23 protein-coding genes are annotated in these 26,602 nt (G+C 48.0%); 17 read left to right on the top strand and 6 right to left on the bottom strand.

Annotation, left to right across the window (positions count from 1 at the left end):
- Nucleotides 1–163: 163 nt before the first annotated feature.
- Together MJO46_RS14660 and recG are read right to left on the bottom strand one after the other, a co-directional pair.
- Nucleotides 164–1,063, bottom strand: coding sequence for a DUF3014 domain-containing protein (locus tag MJO46_RS14660; RefSeq protein ID WP_253989943.1), 900 nt, complete (start codon nt 1,061–1,063; stop codon nt 164–166).
- Between the two features lie 198 nt (nt 1,064–1,261).
- On the bottom strand, nt 1,262–3,337 hold the full coding sequence (gene recG / locus MJO46_RS14665) for an ATP-dependent DNA helicase RecG (protein WP_253989944.1): 2,076 nt from the start codon (nt 3,335–3,337) through the stop codon (nt 1,262–1,264).
- A 273-nt stretch (nt 3,338–3,610) separates the two neighbouring features.
- Here recG and MJO46_RS14670 point away from each other — a divergent pair, with 273 nt between their 5' ends.
- The 4 genes from MJO46_RS14670 to MJO46_RS14685 all read left to right on the top strand — a co-directional run bounded on the left by MJO46_RS14670 (nt 3,611) and on the right by MJO46_RS14685 (nt 8,611).
- Nucleotides 3,611–4,636, top strand: a complete 1,026-nt coding sequence (locus tag MJO46_RS14670; RefSeq protein WP_367880933.1) for an ABC transporter substrate-binding protein — start codon at nt 3,611–3,613, stop codon at nt 4,634–4,636.
- 16 nt (nt 4,637–4,652) lie between these two features.
- The gene (locus tag MJO46_RS14675; RefSeq protein WP_253989946.1) at nt 4,653–6,479 is read left to right on the top strand and encodes a GGDEF domain-containing protein; all 1,827 of its coding nucleotides are present in this window, start codon (nt 4,653–4,655) and stop codon (nt 6,477–6,479) included.
- 91 nt (nt 6,480–6,570) lie between these two features.
- Entirely contained in the window at nt 6,571–6,984 is a 414-nt protein-coding gene (locus MJO46_RS14680) for a YkgJ family cysteine cluster protein (protein ID WP_253989947.1), read from the top strand.
- A 310-nt stretch (nt 6,985–7,294) separates the two neighbouring features.
- Nucleotides 7,295–8,611, top strand: a complete 1,317-nt coding sequence (locus tag MJO46_RS14685; RefSeq protein ID WP_253989948.1) for a hemolysin family protein — start codon at nt 7,295–7,297, stop codon at nt 8,609–8,611.
- On the opposite strand, the gene ilvY is transcribed toward MJO46_RS14685, so the two are convergent.
- Nucleotides 8,608–9,480 carry an HTH-type transcriptional activator IlvY gene (ilvY, locus tag MJO46_RS14690; RefSeq protein WP_253989949.1) on the bottom strand — a complete coding sequence of 291 codons (873 nt, stop codon included), beginning with the start codon at nt 9,478–9,480 and terminating at the stop codon, nt 8,608–8,610. The two genes, MJO46_RS14685 and ilvY, sit on opposite strands and share 4 nt — an antisense overlap.
- 219 nt (nt 9,481–9,699) lie before the next feature.
- Here ilvY and ilvC point away from each other — a divergent pair, with 219 nt between their 5' ends.
- The 6 genes from ilvC (at nt 9,700) to MJO46_RS14720 (ending at nt 18,622) form a co-directional block, all read left to right on the top strand.
- Nucleotides 9,700–11,172, top strand: coding sequence for a ketol-acid reductoisomerase (ilvC, locus tag MJO46_RS14695; protein ID WP_253989950.1), 1,473 nt, complete (start codon nt 9,700–9,702; stop codon nt 11,170–11,172).
- Between the two features lie 595 nt (nt 11,173–11,767).
- On the top strand, nt 11,768–13,435 hold the full coding sequence (gene ilvG / locus MJO46_RS14700) for an acetolactate synthase 2 catalytic subunit (protein WP_253989951.1): 1,668 nt from the start codon (nt 11,768–11,770) through the stop codon (nt 13,433–13,435).
- 2 nt (nt 13,436–13,437) lie between these two features.
- Nucleotides 13,438–13,695, top strand: a complete 258-nt coding sequence (gene ilvM, locus MJO46_RS14705) for an acetolactate synthase 2 small subunit (RefSeq protein ID WP_006083459.1) — start codon at nt 13,438–13,440, stop codon at nt 13,693–13,695.
- A gap of 57 nt (nt 13,696–13,752) precedes the next feature.
- Nucleotides 13,753–15,612, top strand: coding sequence for a dihydroxy-acid dehydratase (ilvD, locus tag MJO46_RS14710; protein ID WP_253989952.1), 1,860 nt, complete (start codon nt 13,753–13,755; stop codon nt 15,610–15,612).
- Nucleotide 15,613: 1 nt separating this feature from the next.
- Nucleotides 15,614–17,224 carry a threonine ammonia-lyase, biosynthetic gene (gene ilvA / locus MJO46_RS14715; protein ID WP_253989953.1) on the top strand — a complete coding sequence of 537 codons (1,611 nt, stop codon included), beginning with the start codon at nt 15,614–15,616 and terminating at the stop codon, nt 17,222–17,224.
- 264 nt (nt 17,225–17,488) lie between these two features.
- Nucleotides 17,489–18,622 carry an alanine--glyoxylate aminotransferase family protein gene (locus MJO46_RS14720; RefSeq protein ID WP_253990063.1) on the top strand — a complete coding sequence of 378 codons (1,134 nt, stop codon included), beginning with the start codon at nt 17,489–17,491 and terminating at the stop codon, nt 18,620–18,622.
- A 76-nt stretch (nt 18,623–18,698) separates the two neighbouring features.
- On the opposite strand, the gene MJO46_RS14725 is transcribed toward MJO46_RS14720, so the two are convergent.
- On the bottom strand, nt 18,699–18,839 hold the full coding sequence (locus tag MJO46_RS14725; protein ID WP_253989954.1) for a hypothetical protein: 141 nt from the start codon (nt 18,837–18,839) through the stop codon (nt 18,699–18,701).
- 707 nt (nt 18,840–19,546) lie between these two features.
- Here MJO46_RS14725 and MJO46_RS14730 point away from each other — a divergent pair.
- The 6 genes from MJO46_RS14730 to MJO46_RS14755 all read left to right on the top strand — a co-directional run bounded on the left by MJO46_RS14730 (nt 19,547) and on the right by MJO46_RS14755 (nt 24,007).
- Nucleotides 19,547–20,518, top strand: a complete 972-nt coding sequence (locus MJO46_RS14730; protein WP_253989955.1) for a CsgG/HfaB family protein — start codon at nt 19,547–19,549, stop codon at nt 20,516–20,518.
- A 9-nt stretch (nt 20,519–20,527) separates the two neighbouring features.
- The gene (locus tag MJO46_RS14735) at nt 20,528–20,830 is read left to right on the top strand and encodes a hypothetical protein (RefSeq protein WP_253989956.1); all 303 of its coding nucleotides are present in this window, start codon (nt 20,528–20,530) and stop codon (nt 20,828–20,830) included.
- Nucleotides 20,805–21,206 carry a DUF4810 domain-containing protein gene (locus tag MJO46_RS14740; protein ID WP_253989957.1) on the top strand — a complete coding sequence of 134 codons (402 nt, stop codon included), beginning with the start codon at nt 20,805–20,807 and terminating at the stop codon, nt 21,204–21,206. Before MJO46_RS14735 ends, MJO46_RS14740 begins: the two co-directional genes overlap by 26 nt.
- 5 nt (nt 21,207–21,211) lie before the next feature.
- Nucleotides 21,212–21,904 (top strand): GNA1162 family protein, encoded by a 693-nt coding sequence (locus tag MJO46_RS14745; RefSeq protein ID WP_253989958.1) that lies wholly within the window; start codon nt 21,212–21,214, stop codon nt 21,902–21,904.
- 193 nt (nt 21,905–22,097) lie between these two features.
- Nucleotides 22,098–22,967, top strand: coding sequence for a Tim44 domain-containing protein (locus MJO46_RS14750; RefSeq protein WP_253989959.1), 870 nt, complete (start codon nt 22,098–22,100; stop codon nt 22,965–22,967).
- A 284-nt stretch (nt 22,968–23,251) separates the two neighbouring features.
- Nucleotides 23,252–24,007: an ABC transporter substrate-binding protein gene (locus tag MJO46_RS14755; protein ID WP_253989960.1), complete on the top strand. Its 756-nt coding sequence runs from the start codon at nt 23,252–23,254 to the stop codon at nt 24,005–24,007.
- A 44-nt stretch (nt 24,008–24,051) separates the two neighbouring features.
- Here the strand turns inward: MJO46_RS14755 and MJO46_RS14760 are convergent, their stop codons facing one another.
- Complete coding sequence (locus tag MJO46_RS14760) at nt 24,052–24,840, bottom strand: phosphatase PAP2 family protein (RefSeq protein ID WP_253989961.1); 789 nt, start codon at nt 24,838–24,840, stop codon at nt 24,052–24,054.
- Nucleotides 24,841–24,959: 119 nt separating this feature from the next.
- Entirely contained in the window at nt 24,960–26,435 is a 1,476-nt protein-coding gene (creD, locus tag MJO46_RS14765; protein WP_253989962.1) for a cell envelope integrity protein CreD, read from the bottom strand.
- A gap of 40 nt (nt 26,436–26,475) precedes the next feature.
- On the opposite strand from creD, the gene MJO46_RS19925 reads away from it, so the two are divergent.
- Nucleotides 26,476–26,601, top strand: a complete 126-nt coding sequence (locus MJO46_RS19925; protein ID WP_301542001.1) for a hypothetical protein — start codon at nt 26,476–26,478, stop codon at nt 26,599–26,601.
- Nucleotide 26,602: the final 1 nt, after the last annotated feature.

Raw genomic sequence — 26,602 nt, forward strand, 5'->3', positions numbered from 1 at the left:
ATACCAAGCGGACAGGTCGAGCTTGTGTAGAGGTATTGTGGGAAGGATGGTTTAGGTTACAAACCATCCTTGAGGGTTACGAATTGGCCATGTCTCTCAATCACGAAGACTTGTGATCAAGAGACAGCACTAAGGCGCCTTTTAATTACAGTCGTTAGGACAATTACTGCGCTAATTGATTTTCGAGTTTACGCAGCGCAATTTTTACTTTGCGGGTATTTTCTGGCCCCATGCGGATCAGCAGTTTTTGCGCGCTGGGCAGAGCCTCTAAATTAGGGTCAACAAATTGATAGTTAACGCTAATAGAGTTAAGTTCTATGGGCTCTTCAATAATGGGGGCCGCGAGTAACATTTTAATCGCCTGCAGCATTCTGTCATTGAATTTAGCGTTACTGTAACCTAGTTCCGCAAAGGCCTCTTCGAATAATGGCGTCAGTTGCTTGTAGGTATTCATTAAGCTCTGCTCATCCATGTTGGCTATCACGGTCGCATAGGCATCATATCTATGGTAACTGTCTGGATTTAAATAGACCTTGTTGGTGATTTCCGACACTGTGAAGAGTTTTTCAGGCCCCTTGATAGGGCTTACCTTACGGGTCAATTCGCCCTGGGCTAAGTTATCCACGAACACCACGAATTGACGGGCGAGATCCTGAGTGATCAAGGATGAGCCGACAACATTGTTGTTGATAATGGCGAGTGCTTTTTGGTGAATAAATTCGTCACTCTCCGCCAGCGCGGGGATAGGCTCAACCACAACGGCGGGTTCGGTCTCGGTGGCCGGACTATCTGTGGTTTCCGTTGCGGTTTGAGGCGTCTCGGGTAGATCGGTTGTGGTTGTTGGCTCGGGTGTGCTTTCGAGCGTCATGGGCTCGGATGAGGGAGCCTCTGGCAGCACAATAGGTGCGTTAGGGATCAATTTAGGCGAGTCTGAATCACCGCTATAGTAATAATATCCTCCGGCGGAAAGTAGCACGACGAGCACTATCGCAAAAAGCGCGAAGCGATTGCTGCTAGAGGAAGTCTCTTGAGGTGTTATTCTATCATCTTGATTAACTTGCATTTTACATCCTTCGCTTGAGCGTCAAGGTAACGTGGTGAATACATGCAGCTAACATTAAAGTGCAAGGACGGACTTGTTTGAAGGCCGTTGGTTCATTTTGCAAGTTTCCATGCGCTTGTCTATAGCGCCTAGCTGAACATATCGCATTTATTTTGTGTTTTTAGGTAGATACTCTCTTAGGTCTGTTACATCTAGCACCTAAGCCTGTACATACTGTTGCCTGTGCCCTAGCCAGCGATGAATGATGGCGTCTACTCGCTCAGGAGCTTGCAACATCACATGGTTCGCCAGTTTTTGAATGTGGGGAATTAGGGCTTGATCCCGCACTAGGTCGGCAATTTTTAGTTCGGCCAGCCCAGTTTGTTTTGTGCCGAGCACTTCACCCGGGCCGCGAATTTCTAAGTCTTTTTGGGCAATCACAAAGCCATCGTTGCTCTGTCTGAGCACATTGAGCCTTTGGCTGGCAGTGTGGCTTAAGGGCGCCTTGTAGAGTAACACACAATGGCTCGCTATGGCGCCGCGACCGACCCGTCCACGCAGCTGATGCAGCTGCGCTAGCCCCAACCGTTCGGGGTTTTCGATGATCATTAGGCTGGCATTGGGTACATCGACGCCGACTTCAATCACGGTTGTTGCCACCAGCAAATGAATCACCCCAGCCTTAAAATCGGCCATGATTTGCTGTTTCTCGGCGCTTTTTAATCTGCCATGCACTAGGCCGATATTGAGCTCGGGCAGGGCGAGGCGCAGCTCTTCGGCTGTATCTTCGGCGGCTTGGCATTCGAGCACTTCGGATTCTTCAATTAGAGTACACACCCAATAGGCCTGACGTTTATCTGTCATGACACTGCTGCGGACGCGGTCTAACACGTCATTTCGCCGTTGATCGGGGATGGCTACTGTGGTCACAGGGGTTCGCCCCGGCGGCAGTTCATCGATAATGGACGTGTCGAGATCCGCATAGGCAGTCATCGCTAAGGTGCGTGGAATGGGTGTTGCCGTCATGATCAACTGATGGGGATGAAAGCCCTGACTCACGCCCTTTTCCCGCAGGCCTAAGCGTTGATGCACGCCGAATCTGTGCTGCTCATCGATGATAATTAACGCGAGTTTATTAAACACTACATGCTGCTGGAATATGGCATGGGTGCCAATTACCATCTGGGCCGCGCCCGATTCAATATCCTCGAGGGATTGGCTTCTCGCCTTGCCCTTGAGTTTCCCCGCAAGCCAGCCGACCTTTAGCCCTAGGGGCTCAAACCAAGCGGCAAAGTTGGCCGCATGTTGCTCGGCCAATAATTCAGTCGGTGCCATCATGGCAACTTGATAACCGTTTTCAATCGCTTGCAGCGCGGCCATCGCCGCGACTAAGGTTTTACCTGAGCCTACATCCCCCTGCACTAAGCGCATCATAGGATGGGGTTTTTCTAAATCTTTACCTATATCGACCACGACCCTTTGCTGTGCCCCCGTGGGCTTAAAGGGCAAAGCGGCGAGGAAGGGATTAAGTAACTGCCCGGTGGCGGGCATAGTGACTGCGGCGTCTAAATTACTGCGCTGCCTTAGGCGCAACATACTCAAATTGTGGGCGAGTAATTCTTCCTGCACGAGGCGCTGCTGGGCGGGGTGTTGGCCTAACTCTAAATCGAACTGAGAGATCCCCGCAGGAGGACGATGCAGCGTCTGCAGCGCTTGTTTAAGGCTGATATTGTTAGGTTGCAACTGGGGTGGCAGTAGCTCAGTTAGGCCGCCTTCTTCCAGTAACACTAAGGCTTGTTCCGTCAGCTTTATCCAGCTCACCTGCTTTAAGCCCTCTGTGGTGGGATAAATTGGCGTTAGGGTATCGCTTAGGTGAATATCCTCGCCGGGATACACGACTTTATATTCTGGATGCACTATTTCGGCTTGATGGCTACCACGGCGGACTTCGCCGTAGGCACGGATCATCAAGCCATTTTGCATGGCATTACGCTGGGCGACGGAAAAGTTAAAGAAGCGCAGGCTTAAACTGCCGGTGTCGTCGCGCACATTGCAGACCAACATGCGTTTACGGCCTTGGATGATTTGTGTCGATTGAATTTCGGCTTCTATCGTGCCGTAACTCCCCGGGCTTAGGGCGGCAATGGGATAGATTTGGGTTCTGTCTTCGTAGCGCAGGGGAAGGTGAAACAGCAGATCTTGTACTGTTGTGATACCAAGCTTGGCCAGTTTCTCTGCGACCCGTTTAGCGACGCCTTTGAGGTCGGTGATCGGAACAAGATCCAATTGCTGCAAGTTGTTAGCACTCAATCACTGTGAATTTATACATATACTAACAGAGTATATGCGTAAGGCAATCTTGGGGTGGGCTTTACGCTTGGCGGCCCGTTTCATAAATATTCTGCCCATAAAGTTCACTTTGTATCATTTTGTGGTTTAATCGAAATATCTGTTGCCATTGGGGGCATTTAGGCAACGATGCGGTAACAGGATTGTGAATCGATAATAATAAAGTGATCTCGAATGAAGGATAACGTTTGGGGGAACACGGTCGAGGAGAACTCGCCTATGCGTTTATGGACATTATGCAGTCTCTTGATATGTGGGCTTTTTTTTAGCATTCCTGCGATGGCTAAACTCGATGTCGTATTCTTTAATCCCGGTGCTGCAGAGGACAGTTTTTGGGGCGATGTCGATAGGTTAATGTCAGTCGCATCGACCAAGCTGGATATGAATCTCGAGATTATTCATTCGGATCGTAATCACTTCAAAATGATCACTCAGTTAGCTGAATTATTAAGTGATTCAGCTTCTCTTCCCCATTACGTGATCTTGGTAAATGAAAAGCAATCGGCACTTAAAATGCTGCAGATGCTTTATCCGTATCCTATTCATGTGCAATTAATTTTAAATGATATCTCCGTTGGTGAGCGTGATATCTTGCTGCAGGATCCCCACTGGCAGGAATACCTATTACCCGCCATTATTCCCGATAATTATGCGATTGGTTCGGCAACCGCTAAATCTTTGATGGCCGATTTAAAGGATAAAGAGGCTAAGGTTTTATTAATTTCGGGCGATAAATCGACGCCAGCATCTGTGCTTCGTACCCAAGGTGCCCATGATTATTTCTTTATCCAAGCGAATGCGACGGTCGTGCAAACGGTCTATGGTCAATGGAGTGAGGATATTGCCTATGGTCAGGCGTTGACATTGCTTGGCCGCTATCCCGATCTCAATATGATTTGGACCGCCAGTGATCGCATGGCGATAGGTGTACTAAAAGCATTGAAAGAAAAAGGACTTAAGTCGGGTCAAGAGGTATTCGTCAGTACGATTAACACTTCGCCTGACATTTTACATCTCCGCCGTGAACAGGCGGTAAGCGTGCTCGGTGGTGGGCATTTTTTAGCGGGAGCCTTAGGCTTAGTACAATTGCAGCACTATCAACGGACGCGAAAATATGTGCCCTATGAAGGGATCGCGTTATTCGATGTGCTCAGGCCAGATTCGGCTTTTTATCAGATGCTAGTTGCTAGGGATTGGCCCGCCATTTTTCAGGCTGAAATTTTGGATAAATTGCCGCCACAATAATACCTAATAGGTCTCAATGAAACATAAGAATCATTCCATTAGTCACCGAATGACACTCACCATTATCGGTGTGAGTTCATTTTTTGCGGTGTTAACTATGCTGGTGCAACTGATATGGAATTATCAGGACAGCATCGACAATGCGACGGCGGATATCCGGGAGTATTCTGAGTCTATTCTCCCTAGCATTGCCAAATCACTCTGGGATGTTGACCGTAGCTTACTCTCCGATTTGCTATCGGGCTTAGGTATGATGCCCATGGTATCGAGCGTGAATTTGGAGAGTATTGACGGAGTTGCGATGCAACTGGGGAGATCTGTCCGTGACAGTGATGGGAGTCAGATGCTGTTTCACTATACGATTGAATATCAAGATCAGCAAATTGGAACCCTCACCGTCGGTTTAGATACGAATGAGCTGTACTACGAACTGTGGCAACAGTTGATCATTATCGTCCTAGGCAATGGACTTAAAACCCTGCTGATGATTTATCTTATCCTCACTCTCGTACGTTTACTGGTTACGAGCCGTTTGTCCGCATTGGAACGTTTTGCCAATCAAATCAATCTTCATTCCCTTAAAAAGCTGTCGGTTCCCGAGGCGATTGTGGCAAACCCCGATGAGATTGGCCATGTTGCCCTGTCGCTGCAGGCCATGTACCAAAGGATCCGCAACGATTTAGCCCTAAATAAGCGGCAGCAGAGGGCGTTACAGCAACAGCAACATCAACTGGAACGTCTGGTCGAGGAGCGCACTCAAGAACTCAATTGGCAGTCGCGGGGGAACCAATTACTGGCTGAAATTTCATTGCAATTTCTCAATATGGATATGCTCAGGCTGGATGAAGGCTTGGCCGAGGTCAGCCAGAAAATCGGTGGATTATTCGATGTCCAGAGGGTGAGTATTATCGAATTTACTCAGGGGCAGGCCCAGTATCGCAGTCTGTGGGCGAGTGAGCCTAATGCCGAGCAAATTAAAGGTATTTCCGTTGAGAATGTCACTCTACTGGAACAAAAATTTGCAGCGGAATCTATCCTAGTGATTGAGGATATTGAATTTTTAAAAGCTCAATCGCCGAAGGAATATGGCGTTATGCATTCGGTGGGCATATGCGCTATTGCGGCGTTTGCGATTAAAAATGCCGGTCACTTGCAGGGATTATTGTCGCTATCGACTGTGAATCGCCCGTTAAATTGGAGCGCGCAGAAGAACGCCATGTTGACGCAATTTGCCGCCGCATTAAACGAATTACTGCTACGTGCAGAAAAAGAGCGGCAAATGTTGGGCTTGCAGCAAGCCTTAGTCTCAGTCAATGCGCAGTTGCAGGTCATGGCCGAAACGGACGAATTGACGGGATTAACCAATAGACGCCCCTTTACCCAGACCCTAGAAGCCGTATTGCAGGGCAAAGTGCCCGCCGGATTGTTAATGCTGGATATCGATTATTTTAAGCGTTACAACGATACCTATGGCCATCTTGAGGGAGATTCAGTGCTAAAGCGGGTGGCCGAGGCGTTAATGCACAGCGGCATATTACCGCAGGGGGCTTTACTCGCAAGAATTGGTGGCGAAGAGTTTGCTATCGTGCTCGAGCGAGTCACGCCGGGTCAATTAGGGGCGATTGCGAACCAATTATGTTACCAAGTTGCGGAGTTAAATATTCCCCATAGCGGCTCGCCTATGGCCAAAGTGACCACTAGCATTGGCGGGGTTTATCTAGCGCTCGATACCCTATCTGGACTGAAAATGGCGGATGTACTTCGCCGGGCCGATATGTGTCTTTACCAGGCGAAGGACAAAGGGCGTAACACTGTGGTGGTCGAGATAAACCCATGGGGCTAAGTCGCTTTTAATGAGCGGGCGTTAGCGGGTTTATTTCTGATTTTTGCCTGCTATAATTGCCGCCCTTTATTTCCAATCTTTAGGTTTGAGCGTGTCAAAACGTGGTAAAAATACGGCAAATGCGGTGTCGATTTTTAATATCGATGATTTGTCTACCTGGCAAAAGTACCGTAAAGGTCTGTGTGACACTTGCCATGCCACTTGTTGCACCTTGCCCGTCGAAGTCACTGTGACTGATTTAGTCCGCATGGCATTAGTGGATGAGTTTGAGGCCGAAGGCGATCTAAAAGCCATTGCTAAGCGCCTACAAAAAGCCCGCTTAATCGATAATTTTAATCATAAAACTGCCATTTTTACCCTAGCACGTATGGCGAATGATGATTGCCTGTATTTGGACAGCAACACCCGCCGTTGTACTATTTACCATCAACGCCCCGAGACTTGCCGCAATCATCCTCAAATTGGCCCTAAGCCAAATTTTTGCCCCTATCGCCCGCGGGCGTGAGCTGTTGAGTGCTCAGGTTTGCCTATTCTCTGTAAGACGCTGATGTAGTAATTCTTTTATAATTATCTATTTGTAGATTCTGATAAAATCATTAACGGGTGAGTTTTCAGCCGCTTCGCCACAAATATGTCACTTAAATGATGGACGCTCGTCGGCATGACAAGCGGGTGGCGAGAGCAGAGTCACGCATAACTGAGTGATTAGCAGATATACTAGACATATATTTTCTATCGTCTTGAATTCAACTGACACGCGAGCCCTAAAACGCGGGTTGGTCCTAGTTAGTCCAGTGTTAAACAAAAGGTGTTACATGAGTCTCTTTGATAACGTGATGATTATATTGTGCTTAATCGGCGCGAGTTGTTTTTTCTCTATGTCAGAAATTTCCCTAGCCGCCTCGCGAAAAATTCGTCTACGTCAGTTGGCCGATGAGGGGGACACTAGAGCAGAAAAAGTGCTGCATTTGCAGGCCCATCCGGGGAGCTTTTTTACTGTGGTTCAAATTGGCTTGAATGCCGTCGCCATTATGGGCGGTATTGTGGGTGAATCGGCTTTTCGTCCCTATTTCTATCAATTCTTAACCCCTTGGATAAGCGATCCTTGGTTGACCCAAGTCAGCTTTTTATTGTCATTTGTGTTAGTGACCAGCGCCTTTATTCTGGTGGCCGATTTGATGCCAAAGCGTATTGCCATGGCCATGCCTGAGCCCGTCGCTCTAGCGGTGGTTGGCCCCATGAGCATCTGCATTACGCTGCTGCGGCCTTTAGTGTGGTTTTTTAATGGTATGGCGAGTGGCATTTTTAAACTGCTGCAAATTCCGACCGCCCGTAATGATGAAATCACCTCCGACGATATTTATGCCGTGATGAACGCCGGAGCCGAAGCCGGGGTGCTGGATAAGGGTGAGCAACAAATGATGGAAAATGTGTTTGAAATGCAAACCGTTTCAGTCACATCCGCCATGACGGCCCGCGAGAGTCTAGTGTACTTTTTACTGCAGGACAGTGAAGAAGATATTAAACGTAAGATCGCTGAAGATCCCCACACTAAATTTTTAGTCTGTGATGGTCAGTTGGATATGATCAAAGGGTTTGTGGATGCGAAAGAACTGCTGATCCGCGTGATCAATGGCGAGAACATCACGCTAAAAGACAGCAGCTTAGTGCATACCTCACTGATCATTCCCGATACCTTAAGCCTGTCAGAGGCGATGGAATACTTCAAAAATAGCCGCGCCGACTTTGCCGTGGTGATGAATGAATACGCCCTAGTAGTGGGGATTGTGACCACCAACGATTTACAGCGCGCTGTGATGGGTGCTTGGTCATTGCATGAGAGTGAAGAGCAGATCATCGCCCGTGATAGCAACTCTTGGTTAGTCGACGGGGTGACGCCTATTACCGACGTGATGCGCGCCTTCGGCATCGAGGAGTTCCCGCACAATCAGAACTATGAAACCATCGCCGGTTTTATGATGTATATGCTGCGTAAAATCCCTAAGCGTACCGATTTCGTCAACTATGCTGGCTACAAGTTTGAGGTGGTCGATATCGATTCGTACAAGGTCGATCAGCTACTGGTTACTCGTATCGATGCTAGCGACAAATTGATGTCACCAGATACCTAAATCACTTCTAAGAAAGCGCTCAGTATTGGGTCATCCAGCCGTTTTACCTTGCAGCAGCAGCCGAGTTCAAAGGGCGGTATCGCAACGGGAGAGGCGAGTAACTGGATACGATCCCGCACTGGGCTGTTATTGATCACTACTTCTGGGCTGATGCTCACGCCGCAGCCTAACGCCACCATAGAGGCAATCGCTTCTTGCCCCGAGACTTGGGCGTAAATATTAGGGCTGATGCCCATTTGTTTGAACCAGTTATCGGCGCGGCGACGTCCGGGGCCGTGGTCGGGAATGATAAAGGGCACGTTCGACCAATCTATGGGCGTTTGGCTAACTTGCTGCTGCACCGCGCAGCGGATAGTCGGCGCGATAATCGACAACGGCACATCATCGATTTTGGCAAAGTGTAAACTGCTGGGGAAGGGATCGGGCAGGGCGGCGATGGCAATATCGGCGCGATTCTGTTGTATCTCGACTAGCGCGTTAGCCGCATCTCCCGTGGTTAAGGCAATCTCGACGAAGGGATGTTCTTGGCGAAATAAATCCAATAAATGGGGCAAATGGCTGTAGGCGGCAGTGACCGAGCAATACAGATTCAACCGACCGCGCAGCACATCTTGCTTAAGGTCGATACTGTGCCTGAGCGTGCTCCAATGGTGCAAAGTCTGCTCGGCAAACAGCTTAAATTCACGCCCGGCATGGGTTAAGGTCACGCTGCGATTATCCCGCTCTAACAGCTTAGCGTTCACTTCATCTTCTAATCTTTGCAGGGCTCGGCTTAGGGTCGATGGGCTCACATGCATCTGCTCCGCGGTCTTGGCGAAGTGCAAACTGTCACATAAGTGCAGGTACAATTTGAGGGTACGAATATCCATGTGCTTATCCTGTTTAGGCTCGGCTACTTAGGTTGTAAAGGGGAGATGCATCCCATTTGCCACCGATAACACGTTGCAATAAATGCAATATTAAGTTTCGAATATATCATTTTAAGCAACGATAAGCATGGGGTATAGTGATTTCAATCACAACCATTCCTTAACATAGCGTTTAGTTTGGTTGAGTCCCCCATTCCTGACTTAAAGGTGGTATCTCAGATGGCTAACTATTTTAACTCTCTGAATTTACGTCAACAATTAGCACAGCTTGGCCAATGTCGTTTTATGGATCGCTCTGAATTTACCGACGGCTGCAATTACATTAAAGATTGGAATATTGTTATTTTAGGTTGTGGCGCCCAGGGTCTTAACCAAGGCTTGAATATGCGTGACTCGGGGCTGAATATTTCCTATGCCCTGCGCCCTGAAGCGATTGAACAGAAACGTGCCTCATGGCAGAAAGCGACCGATAACGGTTTCCGTGTCGGTACCTTTGAAGAATTAATTCCCTCGGCGGATCTGGTGCTTAACCTGACGCCGGATAAACAGCATTCAAACGTGGTTAATGCGGTTATGCCGCTGATGAAGCAAGGTTCTACTTTGTCTTATTCCCACGGCTTCAACATTGTTGAAGAGGGCATGCAAGTTCGTCCCGATATTACCGTTATCATGGTTGCGCCTAAGTGCCCAGGCACTGAAGTACGTGAAGAATACAAACGTGGTTTTGGTGTACCTACCCTTATTGCGGTTCACCCAGAAAACGATCCAAAGGGTGACGGCTTAGAGATTGCTAAAGCCTACGCCAGCGCAACCGGTGGTGACAGAGCGGGCGTGTTACTGTCGTCCTTTATCGCCGAAGTGAAGTCAGATCTGATGGGCGAGCAGACCATTCTGTGCGGTATGTTGCAGACGGGCGCCATCTTAGGTTACGAGAAAATGATCGCCGATGGCGTTGAGCCAGGCTACGCGGCCAAGCTTATCCAGCAAGGTTGGGAAACAGTCACCGAAGCGCTGAAACACGGCGGCATCACTAATATGATGGACCGTTTGTCTAACCCCGCCAAGATTAAAGCCTTTGAAATTGCAGAAGATTTAAAAGAAATCCTCCAGCCATTATTTGAAAAGCACATGGATGACATCATCAGCGGCGAATTCTCTCGCACTATGATGCAAGACTGGGCGAACGATGATGCGAACCTGCTGCGTTGGAGAGCCGAAACTGGTGAAACAGGTTTCGAAAATGCGCCCGTATCGAGCGAGCATATCGACGAACAAACCTATTTCGACAAAGGTATTTTCCTTGTCGCTATGATCAAGGCGGGTGTGGAACTGGCGTTCGATACCATGGTGTCTGCGGGTATTGTGGAAGAGTCGGCTTATTACGAGTCACTGCATGAAACTCCACTTATCGCCAACACTATTGCCCGTAAGCGTTTGTACGAAATGAACGTGGTGATTTCAGATACCGCCGAATACGGTTGCTACCTGTTCAATCACGCCGCCGTACCTATGCTGCGCGACTACGTTAATGCCATGTCACCTGAGTATTTAGGTGCGGGCCTGAAGGACAGTTCTAACAGCGTCGATAACTTGCAATTAATCGCGATTAACGATGCGATTCGCCACACCGCAGTGGAGTATGTTGGTGCCGAGCTTCGTGGTTATATGACTGATATGAAAAGTATTGTTTGAGTTAAGTTGACCAAATAAATGCTGGTATAAAATGCCAAGACACTAAGGATTAGGTGCTTGGCATTGTTGAAAATTTTACCTGCTTAGTGGGCTGTCGAGCGGGCAAAAACGACATGAGTTAGTCGGCAATGGTGCTAACTAACGCTCGTTTGATGGGGTTTTACCTTGTTGTTTTGCATTGTCTCGGCAGGGAAGCTGAATTTTTTTTGACAAAAAATCTTTTTTATTGTGTTTGGCTGTCGCTTTATGGTAAAGCTAATAGCTCGCAACGGGCAGAGCCCAGCGACTTATTATTTAAGCGATACCCATATTTCAGAAAACACCGATTAGGAACCCATATTGATGTTTAACCAAGCTGCCAAGCTCATTCTCGTGATTATTACCGTCGTGATTATTAAATCACAGCGGGGGCGGCGCATGGCGAACTGATAGACCTAAAAGGTTAAAAGTTTCGAAAGAACCCCCCGCTCCGAAAGGACCGGGGGGTTCTTCGTTTCAGGGCCTAAGTTTTAAAACCTAAGTTTTTTAGACCAGTTTCGAAAGAGTAAAAATAGTCGATTTTCGGCAATTCAGGACTAACGTAGCGAGAGAGAATATGGAACCAGGGCAGATGATCAGAGGCGCAGACGCGGTAATCAAAGTGTTAGCAGCACATGGCGTTACCACAGTATTCGGTTACCCAGGTGGTGCTATTATGCCTATCTACGATGCCCTCTATGGTAGTCCTGTTGAACATCTGCTCAGCCGTCACGAACAAGGCGCCGCCTTTGCCGCCGTAGGATACGCCAGAGCCAGCGGTAAAACCGGCGTGTGCTTTGCGACTTCTGGCCCTGGCGCGACGAATCTGATCACCTCCTTAGCCGACGCGCTGCTAGATTCTGTGCCTATGGTGGCCATCACAGGCCAAGTCTCCACCGCCGTTATCGGCACCGATGCCTTCCAAGAAATCGATGTGCTGGGTATGTCGCTAAGCTGTACCAAGCACAGTTTTATGGTGACAAATATCAACGACCTGATCCCAACCCTGTATCAAGCTTTTGAGATCGCCGCATCCGGTCGTCCTGGCCCTGTGCTGGTCGATATCCCGAAGGATATCCAACTCGCTCACCTTGAATACCGTACGCCTTTGCTAGCCGTCACCAATGAACCCCAAGCCGAGATGAGTGATATCGACGCCGCCCGTGTGCTGCTGGGTGAAGCGAGACAACCTATGTTGTATGTCGGCGGCGGTGTAGGCATGGCGGGCGCGGTCGATCAACTGCGTGAGTTTATCAAAGTAACGGGTATACCTTCGGTCGCGACCTTGAAAGGGCTGGGTAGTATCGCCCACGGCACCCCCGGTTACTTAGGTATGTTAGGTATGCATGGTGGCAAGGCGGCTAACTTAGCGGTACAGGATTGCGATTTGTTGATCGTGGTGGGTGCCCGTTTCGACGACAGAGTCACCGGCCGTTTAGCGAGCTTTGCCGACAAGGCCAAAGTGATCCATTTAGATATCGACGCCGCCGAACTGGGCAAGTTACGTATGCCTGAGGTGGCGATCGCCGGTGACTTACGTCAAATCCTGCCCGCCTTAGCTATGCCGATAAACATCACACCTTGGCAGGCCGAGGTGGAGCATTTATCCCGTAAGCATCAATGGGATTATCAACACCCCGGCCGTTTGATTTACGCCCCTGCGCTGCTGCGCCGTTTAGCCAATAAATTACCCGAAGACAATGTTGTTTGTTGTGATGTGGGCCAGCACCAAATGTGGGTCGCCCAGCATATGTGGTTTCGCCGCCCTGAAGATCATCTGTCCAGCGCGGGCTTAGGCACTATGGGCTTTGGTTTGCCCGCCGCCATTGGTGCGCAAGTGGCTCGTCCCGATGCGACTGTGGTGACTGTGTCTGGCGATGGTTCTTTTATGATGAATGTGCAGGAACTGACCACCATCAAGCGCCGCAAGCTGCCAGTGAAGATAGTGCTTATCGACAATCAAAAGCTTGGCATGGTGAAGCAGTGGCAGCAGCTATTTTTTGAAGAGCGCTACAGCGAAACGGATTTATCCGATAACCCAGATTTTGTGCAATTGGCCTCCGCCTTCGATATCCCCGGCCGCACGATTTTTTCTTCCGACGAAGTGGAAGAAGCCTTAACCGAAATGTTAGCGGCTAAGGGCCCGTATTTGTTACACGTTGCAATCGACGATGCTTTTAACGTTTGGCCACTGGTGCCCCCCGGCGCATCAAACAGCGATATGATGGACGAAATGGAGAAATAAACATGATCCACTCTCTGGAATTAACGGTTCAACAACGCCCCGAAGTGCTTGAGCGTGTCCTGCGCGTGACTCGCCACCGTGGTTTTACTATTACCCAAATGCAGATGCGCATGAATGACGATGCGAGCCTGTCGCTGGATATGGAGGTTGATAGCGAACGTGCCATCGAGCTCTTAAGTAATCAGTTGAATAAGCTGATTGATGTGACTCAATGTAAGGTATTGTTACCACTGAGCTTACAACAAACGGCGAATGCGTAAGCCTGCGCCATATGAATTAAGAATACGATTTTCGATTTGAGATAAAGGATACAGTCAATGCCAAAGTTACGTTCAGCTACCAGTACCGAAGGCCGCAATATGGCGGGTGCCCGTGCGTTATGGCGCGCCACAGGGGTGAAAGATAATGATTTTGGTAAGCCAATTATCGCCATTGCTAACTCCTTTACTCAGTTTGTACCGGGCCATGTGCACTTAAAAGACATGGGCTCACTGGTGGCGAGCGCCATCGAAGAAGCGGGCGGTATCGCCAAAGAATTCAATACGATCGCCGTCGATGACGGTATCGCCATGGGCCACGGCGGCATGCTTTATAGTCTGCCATCGCGTGAACTTATCGCCGACAGTGTCGAGTATATGGTTAACGCCCACTGCGCCGATGCATTAGTGTGTATCTCCAACTGCGACAAGATCACCCCCGGCATGTTGATGGCGGCGCTGCGCCTCAATATTCCCGTGGTGTTTGTCTCGGGTGGACCGATGGAAGCGGGTAAAACTAAGCTGTCGGATAAGCTCATCAAACTCGACTTAGTCGATGCTATGGTGGCGGGCGCCGACTCGAACGTGAGCGATGAAGACAGTGCCAAAATCGAGCGTAGCGCGTGCCCAACCTGCGGCTCTTGCTCTGGCATGTTTACCGCCAATTCAATGAATTGTTTAACTGAAGCCTTAGGTTTGTCGCTGCCGGGTAACGGCTCTATGCTGGCAACCCACAGCGACCGCCGCGAGCTGTTTTTAGAAGCGGGTCGCCGCGTGATGGCGCTGGCAAAACGTTATTATTATCAATATGATGAATCGGCATTGCCGCGTAATATCGCTAACTTCAAAGCCTTCGAAAATGCCATGACCTTAGATATCGCCATGGGCGGTTCATCTAATACCGTATTGCACTTATTGGCCGCCGCGCAGGAGGCCGATGTTGATTTTACCATGGCGGATATCGACCGTATGTCGCGCCTAGTGCCGCATCTTTGTAAGGTTGCGCCATCGACGCCTAAATATCATATGGAAGACGTGCACCGTGCGGGCGGCGTGATGGGGATTTTAGGCGAACTCGACAGAGCAGGATTACTGCATACCGATGTGTTCCATGTGGCGGCCGATGAAGGTGGCAATTTAAAGTCTGTGTTGGCGAAATACGATGTGATGCAGACCCAAGATGAAAAAGTAAAACACTTCTTTATGGCGGGGCCTGCGGGCATCCCGACCACCAAAGCCTTTAGCCAAGATTGTCGCTGGCCATCACTGGATAACGACAGACAAGAAGGTTGTATCCGTAGCCGCGAGTTTGCCTTTAGCCAAGAAGGTGGGCTTGCCGTATTGTCGGGTAATGTGGCCGAAAACGGCTGCATCGTTAAAACCGCTGGCGTGGATGAATCGAATCTGACCTTTGTTGGCTCGGCGCGCGTCTATGAAAGCCAAGATGATGCCGTGGCGGGCATTTTAGGCGGTGAAGTGGTGGCGGGTGATGTGGTGGTTATCCGCTACGAAGGCCCGAAAGGTGGCCCGGGTATGCAAGAAATGTTGTACCCAACCAGTTACTTAAAATCACGCGGTTTAGGCAAGGCCTGCGCGCTGATCACCGACGGTCGTTTCTCCGGTGGCACTTCAGGTTTATCGATTGGCCACGTTTCACCCGAAGCGGCGGCGGGCGGCACTATTGCCTTGATTGAAAATGGCGATCGCATCGAGATTGATATCCCCAAGCGCAGTATCAAGCTGGCGATAAGCGATGCTGAACTCAATGCTCGCCGCGAGGCCATGTTAGCGCGTGGCCCAATGGCGTGGAAACCTATAGGTCGCGAGCGTTATGTGTCACTCGCGCTTAAGGCCTACGCCATGCTCGCCACCAGTGCCGACAAGGGCGCGGTGCGCGATCGCAGTAAATTGGAGGACTAATATGTTGCCACTTGCCTCTATGTCTACAGCATCGCAAGCTCGGACCGATTTAGCCCATTTTCAGTTGGCACAAAGCTATCTGCAAAAAATCCTGTTGTCATCCGTGTATGACATAGCGAAAGTGACGCCGCTTTCCAGCATGAACAAGTTATCGGCGCGTTTAGGTTGTCAGGTATTTTTGAAGCGCGAAGATATGCAGCCAGTGCATTCCTTCAAGTTACGTGGTGCTTATAACCGTATCGCCCAGCTGACGAAAGAAGAATGCCAGCGCGGCGTGGTGTGCGCTTCGGCAGGCAATCATGCTCAGGGTGTAGCTATGTCGGCGGCGAGTCGCGGTGTGGATGCTGTGATTGTGATGCCCGAGACAACGCCCGATATTAAAGTCGATGCGGTGCGCCGTTTAGGGGGCAATGTGGTATTGCACGGCCAAGCTTTTGATCAAGCCAATGGCTTTGCGATGGCTATGGCTAAAGATGAGGGCCGAGTCTATATCGCGCCCTTTGATGATGAAGCTGTGATCGCAGGCCAAGGCACTATCGCCCAAGAGATGTTGCAGCAGCAGCGCGATCTTGAAGTGGTATTTGTACCCGTGGGCGGTGGCGGGCTCATTGCAGGTATTGCTGCCTATTACAAGGCGGTGATGCCGCAGGTGAAGATTGTCGGCGTCGAGCCAGAAGATGCCGCCTGTTTAAAGGCGGCGATGGAAGCGGGCGAGCCGGTGACGCTGGCGCAAGTCGGTTTATTTGCCGACGGTGTGGCGGTGAAGCGTATCGGCACTGAACCATTTCGAGTCGCCAAGCTGTATGTCGATGAAGTAGTGACTGTCACCTCGGATGAAATCTGCGCTGCGGTGAAGGATATCTTCGAAGACACCCGTGCGATCGCCGAACCGGCTGGGGCTTTATCCTTGGCTGGGCTTAAAAAATATGTCAGCGCCAATGCCAGTGGCGATAGCGGTAGAGGTGAGAAAGTCGCGGCGATTTTAAGTGGTGCGAATGTGAATTTTCACAGTCTGCGTTATGTGTCGGAGCGCTGCGAACTCGGCGAGCAAAAAGAAGCGGTACTGGCGGTGAAAGTCCCGGAACGTCCAGGAAGTTTCTTGCGCTTCTGTGAGTTACTCGATAAGCGGGTGATGACAGAGTTTAATTATCGTTTCAGCAGTCGCGATATGGCCGTGGTATTTGCTGGCATTCGCTTAAGCCGAGGCCAAGGTGAGCTAGAACAAATCATCGCCACCTTAGAGGCCAATGGCTTTGAGGTGCAGGATTTATCCGGCGATGAAACCGCGAAATTGCATGTGCGTTACATGGTCGGTGGTCATCCACCCGAGCCCTTAGAGGAGCGTTTATTTAGCTTCGAGTTCCCCGAACATCCCGGTGCGCTGCTGAAGTTTTTAACGACCTTGCAGAGTAAATGGAATATCAGTCTGTTCCATTACCGTAACCACGGCGCAGCCTTTGGTCGAGTGCTGGCGGGATTTGAAGTGCCCGCTGCGGATGCCCTGCCGTTCCAACAGTTTTTAACTGAGTTGGGTTTTGTCTATCAAGAGGAAACCCAAAGCCCTGCCTATCAGCTGTTTTTAAATGCGGGTAACGGCAACAAAGTCTTATAGCGTTAGTGATGAAGAACATAGCTTAGATCGGCGCGATGACATTTTAAGCTCAAGTTAGATCAAAGTTAGGCTAAAGGAGGGGCGCACATGCGCCCTTTTTTGTGGTAGTTTTGTAGACTTAATACTCTAGCCGCCGATTAATACGTCACTGTTAAGTTACTGACTTAACCCGCTAACGATTAACAGGCAGTTTCTGAAAACAGCACGGCTAATGAATAACAAATTAATATCCAGACCTCGACCTGCACGCATTAAGGAGACATGATGTTACCAGCACCGCGTTTTACCGCTTTTAATCCTCCTCGCCGTATTTTAATGGGCCCAGGCCCGTCGGATGTCTATCCCGAAGTGCTTGCGGCGCAGTCCAGACCTACGGTTGGCCACTTAGATCCGCTGTTTGTCGGCATGATGGATGAGCTTAAGAGCCTGATCCAATACGCCTTCCAAACTAAAAACGAAATGACCATGGCGGTATCAGCGCCGGGCAGTGCGGGCATGGAAACCTGTTTCGTGAACTTAGTCGAGCCGGGTGAGAAGGTGATTGTCTGTCGTAACGGTGTGTTTGGTGAGCGTATGCGCCAAAACGTCGAGCGCATGGGCGCCATTGCAGTGCTGGTGGACAATGAGTGGGGCACGCCCGTCGACCCAGCCGCGGTTGAAGCGGCGCTTAAGGCCAACCCCGATGCCAAGTTTTTAGCCTTTGTGCACGCTGAAACCTCTACTGGCGCGTTGTCCGATGCTAAAACCTTGTGCGCATTAGCCAAACAACACGGCTGCTTATCGATTGTCGATGCGGTGACTTCCCTTGGCGGCGTCGAGTTAAGAGTCGATGAATGGGGCATAGATGCCATTTATTCCGGCAGTCAAAAGTGCCTCTCCTGTGTACCGGGTTTATCGCCTGTGTCTTTCTCGCCTGCTGCCGTCGAAAAACTCAAGAATCGCAAGACACCAGTGCAAAGCTGGTTCCTCGATCAAAGTCTAGTGATGGCCTATTGGACCAGCGCGGGCGGCAAACGCAGTTACCATCACACAGCGCCAGTGAATGCACTTTATGCTCTGCACGAATCCCTGCGTTTATTAGCCGAAGAAGGCTTAGAGAATGCATGGCAACGCCATCACGACATGCACTTAGTGCTGCGCGCAGGGCTAGAAAAGTTAGGGCTAAATTTTGTGGTTGCCGAAGATTCGCGTCTGCCACAACTTAACGCAGTTTACATCCCCGCAGGTGTGGATGATGCCGCTGTGCGGACTCGTTTGCTCAAAGATTACAATCTCGAAATCGGCGCAGGCCTTGGCGCCCTTGCGGGTAAAGCATGGCGCATCGGCCTAATGGGCTTCGGTGCCCGCCGCGAGAATGTCGCCTTATGCCTCAAGGCATTAGAAGAGGTCTTAAGCTAAGTGACTGTACCATCATCCCCGCACAGCATTTGAGTGGGGATCCAGCTTTGGGTGACTGAAGTTTGATTAAGCATCGTCATCCCCGCAGTGTTTCTGAGCGGGGATCCAGCTTTTGGGTAACTAAAGTTTGATTAAGCACTGTCATTCCAGTGACACGCCATGAACTCATCCCTGAGGGCTCGACGGCGGCATCCATGCCGCCAACGGTCACTTCCATTACAGTGCTTAATCCCGTTAAACCCTTGGTATGTCTGATAGTCTGTTATTTACAGATAGGGCATTTCAAGAGTTTAACAATGGGTGTCTCGTTAAAGTGGCTATAAATTTGCGGCCTTACGGCCGAGGTGAATCAAGGTCGTGGGGCTTCACCCCACACCCGACCAAGGAGGACTGCTCGTCCTATCCTCCTTGGATGCTCCAAGACGCCCTTGGGCATTTAGCGTCCTTATGCTATTGCGTCAGACGCTCGTCCCTGATTCGACTGACGCTATCTCGGCATCCATGCCTCGCTCACGCAAAGAACGTAAATGCCCTGCGGCAACTCCGAGGGGAGGTGTATTCCTTCGGCTCGGGAGTTATTGGTCAATTGTTATGACATAAAATGTGCTTGTCCGATCTTTTCGACAGTCACTTCCTCGGCAGTGCTTAATCCAGTTAAGCCTGTGGTATGCATTATTATTTGCCTAGTTTTAGGATGTTTTTAGCCGTGAATCCCACAATACTTTCGAGCAAGAATTTAGCTTTTGGAACCGAATTTTGACTATTCCTAGAATCTAACAGTGCTTATTAAATTTATATTGTGCTAAAAATATTTTATGGTCTCAGAATAAAGTGAAAAATCACCATTTTAAAATTCACAGATAGACCCATGATAGACAAGGTGATAACATTTCTGTCCATTTAGTTTATAAGGATATTAGTATAATGAACAAAGCCTTATCGCTTATTTTTGTCATGTGTGCTTCCCTAACAACCGCTTGTGCAACTGTCAATAAGAAAGAAGTCGTCACTACTGCACAACCTGCAGCAGCAATAAGCGCGACACAAACGGAGGCGGCCTTAAATACCAAGTTATTAAAACGCAAAGTTGCTATTGGCCGATTCACCAATGAGACCACGTACGGTCAAGGCTTTTTCATTGATGAAGACAATAATCGTATCGGTAAGCAAGCAATGGATATTTTGTCTTCGAAACTATTTCAAACGGGCAAGTTCATTATGCTCGAAAGAGCCGATCTTGGAAAAATTGAAAAAGAGCTTGCGATGGGAGGGAACTCAACACTTAAAAATGCAGCAGATTATCTGATCGTAGGTTCTATTACCGAGTTTGGCCGTAAAGAAGTTAGCGATGTAGGTGTTTTTTCAAGAGTAAAAAAACAAGAAGCAAATGCTAAAGTGAACATCCGCATTGTCGATGTTGCAACGGGTCTGATCATCTACTCTGAAGAAGGTAAAGGTATCGCCTATTCAGAAGCGGGCTCTGTGATGGGCGTGGGTGATAGGGCAGGCTATGATAGCTCGCTGAACGATAAAGTGTTAGATGTTGCCATCACCAATCTTGCCTCAAATATCATTGAAAACATGTTAGATAAACCTTGGCAGTCGTACATTTTATCTTATGAAGAAGGTAGCTTAATTATCTCTGGTGGAAGTTCGCAAAACATCACACCTGGTACCATATTTGAGATCATCAAAGAAGGTAAAAAAGTCAAAAACCCACAAACAGGTATGCTCATTACATTACCAGGCAAAGCAATTGGGACTATTGAAGTGACAGCCTCATTTGGTAATACACCAGAGTCAGAAGTGTCTTTTGGTACGATAGTCAGTGGCAATCTTGATCAATATATAAAATCTCAAGATTACACGGGCTTATTTATTCAAGAAATGAAATAAGGAACCGTGATGAATTTAATTAAATTGCTTATCGTCAGTACAGCCTTATTTGTTGTATCTGGATGCGGGTATAACAGCGGCGTAAAATCAGAAGCTGCTGCGTCATATTTATATTTTACTGGCACGGCTGAGGGTGTTGATGTCTCTATTGATAATGTGCATGCATTCACGGTTACTAAAACGGGCATTGCAAACCAATACCGTATTTTACCAGGTAAACATCTTATTGTGATCACACGAGATAGTCAGGTCATCGTTAAACGTGAGCTTTTACTTGGCGACGGTCATGAAAAAGAAATTTATGTTCCTTAACAATACGGAAATAGCTTTGATGGAAATGAAATTAGTCAGTTTACTTGGATTTGTGATTTTATTAAGTGGTTGCTCAGCAACCCAAAAACCAATGTACGAATATGGTAATTATTCGGAAAATTTTTATGCATTAAAACGTGATGCGGGTGATGAAAACGCTTTGAAATGGAAATCATCATTAGAAAATATTATTACTAAATCAGGTGAGAAATCACTACGTGTACCACCAGGAGTATATGCCAACTTAGGCTTTATTCACCTAAAAGCAAACGATAATAATAAAGCAGTTGAGTACTTTGAGCTTGAGAAAAAGCTCTACCCAGAAGCTGAAGTATTTATGAATAACCTGATAAAAAAAGCTAACGCTCAAGGATAAGTGCAATGTCTCTGTTTAATCTATTTAAACCAGTTTTAGTGATCGTTTTTGCTTCTACATTGCTGACGGCCTGCGTTTCACCAACTTATGTGACAAAAGGCACTGAGTTTCCTGGAATGTACACTGAAAAACCAAAATCATTATTGATCATGCCACCAATCAATTTGAGCACAGCTGCTGACGCAAAGGATTACTACTCAACCACAGTTGAAATGCCAGTTGCTTTTCATGGTTACTATACATTTCCATATGAGCTGACCGCCGCTGTATTAAAAGAGCAAGGGGTTTATGACAGTGAATTAGTTTATGATATCCCATTGAATAAATTTCAAGAGTACTTTGGTGCTGATGCTGTGCTCTTTACAAAGATTGTTAAATGGGACACATCTTATACCGTAGTTGCCTCTAATTTGACGGTATCAATTGAAGCTGAAATCAAGTCAACGAAGACTTCAGAAGTCTTATGGAACTACACAGGTACGGTTGTGGTCGACTTGTCTGGTAATTCAGGTAGCGGCGGGTTAGTTGGTCTATTGGCTAATGCAATTGTAACTGCCATTAATACTGCATCGGCTGATTATACGACTTATGCTAAGCAAGCAAATGCTCGTTTTATTTATAGTGTGCCAGTTGGGCCTTACCACCCACAATATTTAAAAGATCAAGATATTAAAATTATTCAGCAAAAAACTAAGTAATATATGTAATAGGCCTTAACCCTCGTTAAGGCCTGTTTTCAATATGAAACAAGCCATCTTAAGATGTAACTCTTAAACACATTTACTCATTAACTCAAAAAGACTGGACAATCAGCCCCCGCTTTTTCATGGTTGACATATAATGTCATCCCGCTATGATGCCAGTACCTCTGGTTATACAAAGATCCTATAAATGAAAAAGTTATTTATTATGCTGGCGATGATTTTTGCGGTTAGCTTAGTTACTAGCCCAGTCGTTGAAGCGAAAAAGTTTGGCGGTAGTAAATCTATTGGCAAGAGTCAGCAAACTGCGCAGGCGCAACCTGCGGCAACCAATACTGCGACCACTGCACCTACTACTGCGGGAGCTGCGGGTAAAAAAGGCATGATGGGCGGTATGTTAGGTGGCTTGTTAGCAGGCGGCCTCTTGGCGGCGCTATTTATGGGCGAAGGCTTTGAAAATATTCAAATTATGGATATTTTGATTATGGCGTTAGTCGCATTTGTACTGTTTAAGATTATTCGTACGGTGATGGCCTCAAAAGCGGGCGCGCAGCCAAGACCTGCCTACGCGGGAGCTGACCAGTCAAATCCTAATTTCCAGCGCCAACAAGCTGAACAAACAGGTTTTGCAACCAATGGTAACAGTGGCGGCAATGGTTTTGCTCAGGCGGCAAGCGATGTACCCTTTAATTTACCTACGGGTTTTGATTTACCCGGCTTTTTGGAAGGTGCTCGTAGTCATTACAAAACCCTGCAACTGGCGTGGAATGAAAACGATCTGAACAAAATCCAAGAGTATGTTTCCATTGAACTATTCAATGAACTCAGCAACCAGCGCCGCGAATTAGTGGGCGATCAACACACAGAAGTGATGTTCTTAGATGCTGAACTGGTCCGCGCCACGCACAATGCTAATCTTGCGGAAGTGAGTGTTAAATTTAGTGGCCGCTACCGTGATACGGTTGAAGGCGTAGAAGAAGACATTAAGGAAGTCTGGCATTTAGAGCGTAATTTAACGCAAGCCAACTCTCCGTGGTTAATCGTCGGTATTCAGCAGTAATCCGTTCGTTTTATCAAAGTAGTCCGTTTTCAAAGCAGCCTTAGCCATTTAAGGCTGCTCTCTTCAAACTTCTATTTTTATTCCCTTAGTCCCACCGCCACATTTAGTTTTATTACTAAATAACAAAGACATATCAGCTTTTTTGCTTGGGCAACCACCCTGACTATATCCGCTGTTGAACGGTTTTGACTGGTGGTGGCAGGAGGGTATTAGCAGAATCAACCGCTCTGGAACTCCTGCTATTTACCGCTATAGTTATGATACTCATCGAAGTGGGATAGTGTATGCGCTTGAGATTGCTGTTAATCAGTTTGCTCATCCTACCGAGCTATGCGGTATCGGTATCTTTAACTATTGGTAGCGCCTTAAATCGTCCACCCTATATTCTCGAAGATACTCGTTCTGGGCTCGAAATTGATATCATCAAGGCCGCATTTAGGGAAATGGGGATGTCAGTGAACTTTAAGTTCTATTCCCGTAAGCGCCAGCTTTTATATTTCAATCAAGAACGTGTCGATGCTGTGATGACCATGAGCCAGCTTAATGGTGTCAGAGGCTATTGGTCGGAGAGTTATATTGAATACGATAATGTGGCTATCAGTTTAGCGAGCCGGCAGTTAAAGATTAACTCAATTGCACAGCTGCAAAACTACAGCATAATCGCCTTTGAAAATGCCCGTCTATTGCTTGGCCCCGAGTTTGCGGCAGTGGCAGCAAAGGCCCGTTACAGTGAAGTGGACAATCAACTAAGCCAAAATAACACGTTGTATTTAGGGCGTATTGATACTGTAGTAGCCGATCGTTATGTGTTCACAGCGCTTAATCAGTTGGTTGAGCAGAATGTCGCTCCCCAGCAACCCGTGAGTTACCACTTGGTTTTTCCGCCAACTCCCTATCGAATGGTCTTTCATAACTCAGTGGCGAGGGACATTTTTAATCAGGGGTTGGCTAAAATTAAGGCCAATGGCGTTTACGAGGCGTTAGTGGCGCAATATTTAGGTCGTGCTGTAGCAAAACCTAAACCTTTACCATCTATTTAACGGATACTCAACGGACAATTGGGCCAAGCTGATGCTAAGGAGTATTAGCGCCGTGGCTCCTGTTCTGCCCTTAGTGTTAATGGATAAAACTTACCGACCAAGAGTATGCTAGAGCCGCTGATAATGGCCGCCAAAAAAGTAGAAAAAAGCACATCCTGTGGCCAATGCATCCCCAACAACATCCGGCTCAGTCCCATCAATATCCCCCAACCTAATAGCACTGTGGTGAATAGGGGGAGGCCCGCCAACAGCAAGTAGTAGCTTGCGGTAAGCACCAGCGTCACCGCAAAAATGGTGTGACCAGAGGGGAAGGAGTAGCCAATCTCATCTTCCCAGTGCTGATGGATAAGCGAGTCCAATTTTATCTGAGGGGCGGATATCTTCAATTTGTCCAATGCGTTGGATATTGCCTGTGAACGGGCCTGTTTATCGAGCTGATAAAATGTATCGAGGGAGAAGTTATCTTCCCTCGCCTTAGGCATCTGTTGCTCGGCTAAAAAAACCAGATTAGGTCTGGGTTCCTTAAAATAGGCCTTAAGCGAATGATTCAGGCTCAAACTCATGACTTGGCTGAGACTTACCGCCATAAATAAACTGATAAAAAACGTTTTAGGTAGAGATCGATAGGCAATAGCCAACACACACAAAACGGTAGCAACCCCATAGGGCGCAGTGCCGGTGAAAGTGATCCAATAGAGGGCTTTGGCTAAGGACGATTGCAGATCGATCAAGGGAAATAGTTGATTTTGTGTCACTAATAGTAGGGTTGGAATGGATGCAAGTAACAACCAAACTAGGGACAAACGTCTAAAAAGCAGAGTATTAAGAGTCAAAATTGGGCCTCTTTATAAAACACCATAGGCTACAACGGGAGATTGGCTTTGCCAATAAAAAAATCCCGACAGCCAAAGTGGTCGCTGTCGGGGGTCTTCAAGGGTGGAACCGTTGGGCGTTATTGCGCCGTGTTCTTAGGTTGATGCCTTGTGACAAACATCAAAATCAGCAGGACCACTAACAGTAATCCTGTGCCCATCAGCAGGGCGTAATCTTCCAGTTGCAGTATCGAGTACAGCACGGCATATAAACTCACCAGCATAATGCCCACTATCGCACCGCGCTTCATGCTTGCTGTGGCGCTGCCGACATAGGCGGAAACCGACAGCACAGGAATACAGGCGGCAATTAAATAGGCATGTAGGAAGGCGAGATGCTCTGAAAGCGACAGCAGTAGCAAATAAAACAGGGCCATGGCGCTGCCAACCAACATATATTGGATAGTGCTGAGGCTGGTTTTTTGGCCGAGTTCAAAAATGAACAACATGATAAAAGTCAGCACTATAAATAGCAGACCGTATTTTACCGAACGCTCAATCTTGCCGTAGTGGGTCACGGGCTCAAATAGAATCGCATTGGCCGAGACTTCGGTCAGGGTCGATTGATTACTCTTAATAAACTCTTGCGGATAGTTACGGGTTAAGTGACTGATATTCCAGCTGGCAGTAAATCCATTGGCGGTGATTTCTCGCTCTGCTGGGAGCAAGCCTTTAAAACTCGGGTGAGGCCAGTCCGCATGAATATTGAGCAGAGTCTGTTCGCCCAGCGGCAAGGCACTAATCGACTGTGAGCCGCGCAGCGTCATGGCAAAATCCACACTAAAGTCACTCGCTTCGCCGACCTGTACGCCTTGGTTGAAGCCCTTCTCTAGGCCGCCAGTAGTGCCTAAACCTGTGCCCGACATCAGCGAGCCTGAGAGTTTGACTGTATCGCCGGTTATTTCAAGTTTATCTACTTTATCAATAGCTTGATTCGACGATACCCCAAACACTAAGCGTGCATTTGTATTATCAAAGGCAATCAGGTTGGGGATCTCATAATTATTTAAACTGAAATCGGCCTTACCTTGCAGCGCGGCGTTATAGACTAAGGATTGATAAATGCCACGGGTGCGAAAATCATGTTTAAGGTCTAGGTCGAGCTTAAGTTTTTTAGGTAGGATCACCAACTCATCCTGATAGGTACGCTTCACTTGGTGGCGGGTTTTACCGTCGTTGCTGACTTCCTCCTGCATCACAAAATAGCTATAGGGAATGACTAGCACAGGCCCTGAGAGGGTTTGCTGTTCGCCCCATGAGTGGCCAATTTCATCGACTACGCTGTGGTAAAGCGCCTCACGATCTGAGGTCATATCCATAATGATCCCTAATGGGATCAAAGCGATAATTGATAATATGCCTATGGTTAAGGCTTTTAATAATGTGGTGTTTTTCGGGGTTACTTTATTGGGGGATGACTGTGCCTGTGGCGATTCCATGTCTATTCCTGCTTCTCGATTGAATTTTTTAAGGAGTGCGCGCCCGACTAAATAGGCGGCAGCACCGAATAATGCCAAAGTGAATAGGGCGACAACGCCCAGGATAATATCGAACATATGATTTCATTCCCTATGAAATACGTTATTAGTGCTTAGAATGCGATTGAATACCTTAGCAAGTGCGGGTATTAAAACAGATTTACTCACGGAAGTTGCGGGCAAGTTGCTGATCAATAGTGGCAAAATTATGGCAACGGCCGTGAAGCCTGCCCTAACGACCTAAT

Origin of the sequence: Shewanella sp. KJ2020 (assembly GCF_024197625.1) — a bacterium.
Classification (GTDB): domain Bacteria; phylum Pseudomonadota; class Gammaproteobacteria; order Enterobacterales; family Shewanellaceae; genus Shewanella.

Excerpts from the sequence above, each read along its gene's own strand:
- MJO46_RS14660 (WP_253989943.1), bottom strand. The coding sequence starts at position 1,063 with ATGCAAGTTAATCAAGATGATAGAATAACACCTCAAGAGACTTCCTCT.
- MJO46_RS14670 (WP_367880933.1), top strand. The coding sequence starts at position 3,611 with ATGCGTTTATGGACATTATGCAGTCTCTTGATATGTGGGCTTTTTTTT.
- MJO46_RS14675 (WP_253989946.1), top strand. The coding sequence starts at position 4,653 with ATGAAACATAAGAATCATTCCATTAGTCACCGAATGACACTCACCATT.
- MJO46_RS14685 (WP_253989948.1), top strand. The coding sequence starts at position 7,295 with ATGAGTCTCTTTGATAACGTGATGATTATATTGTGCTTAATCGGCGCG.
- ilvY (WP_253989949.1), bottom strand. The coding sequence starts at position 9,480 with ATGGATATTCGTACCCTCAAATTGTACCTGCACTTATGTGACAGTTTG.
- ilvC (WP_253989950.1), top strand. The coding sequence starts at position 9,700 with ATGGCTAACTATTTTAACTCTCTGAATTTACGTCAACAATTAGCACAG.
- ilvG (WP_253989951.1), top strand. The coding sequence starts at position 11,768 with ATGGAACCAGGGCAGATGATCAGAGGCGCAGACGCGGTAATCAAAGTG.
- ilvM (WP_006083459.1), top strand. The coding sequence starts at position 13,438 with ATGATCCACTCTCTGGAATTAACGGTTCAACAACGCCCCGAAGTGCTT.
- ilvD (WP_253989952.1), top strand. The coding sequence starts at position 13,753 with ATGCCAAAGTTACGTTCAGCTACCAGTACCGAAGGCCGCAATATGGCG.
- ilvA (WP_253989953.1), top strand. The coding sequence starts at position 15,614 with ATGTTGCCACTTGCCTCTATGTCTACAGCATCGCAAGCTCGGACCGAT.
- MJO46_RS14720 (WP_253990063.1), top strand. The coding sequence starts at position 17,489 with ATGTTACCAGCACCGCGTTTTACCGCTTTTAATCCTCCTCGCCGTATT.
- MJO46_RS14725 (WP_253989954.1), bottom strand. The coding sequence starts at position 18,839 with ATGGAAGTGACCGTTGGCGGCATGGATGCCGCCGTCGAGCCCTCAGGG.
- MJO46_RS14730 (WP_253989955.1), top strand. The coding sequence starts at position 19,547 with ATGAACAAAGCCTTATCGCTTATTTTTGTCATGTGTGCTTCCCTAACA.
- MJO46_RS14735 (WP_253989956.1), top strand. The coding sequence starts at position 20,528 with ATGAATTTAATTAAATTGCTTATCGTCAGTACAGCCTTATTTGTTGTA.
- MJO46_RS14740 (WP_253989957.1), top strand. The coding sequence starts at position 20,805 with ATGAAAAAGAAATTTATGTTCCTTAACAATACGGAAATAGCTTTGATG.
- MJO46_RS14745 (WP_253989958.1), top strand. The coding sequence starts at position 21,212 with ATGTCTCTGTTTAATCTATTTAAACCAGTTTTAGTGATCGTTTTTGCT.
- MJO46_RS14750 (WP_253989959.1), top strand. The coding sequence starts at position 22,098 with ATGAAAAAGTTATTTATTATGCTGGCGATGATTTTTGCGGTTAGCTTA.
- MJO46_RS14755 (WP_253989960.1), top strand. The coding sequence starts at position 23,252 with ATGCGCTTGAGATTGCTGTTAATCAGTTTGCTCATCCTACCGAGCTAT.
- creD (WP_253989962.1), bottom strand. The coding sequence starts at position 26,435 with ATGTTCGATATTATCCTGGGCGTTGTCGCCCTATTCACTTTGGCATTA.
- MJO46_RS19925 (WP_301542001.1), top strand. The coding sequence starts at position 26,476 with ATGCGATTGAATACCTTAGCAAGTGCGGGTATTAAAACAGATTTACTC.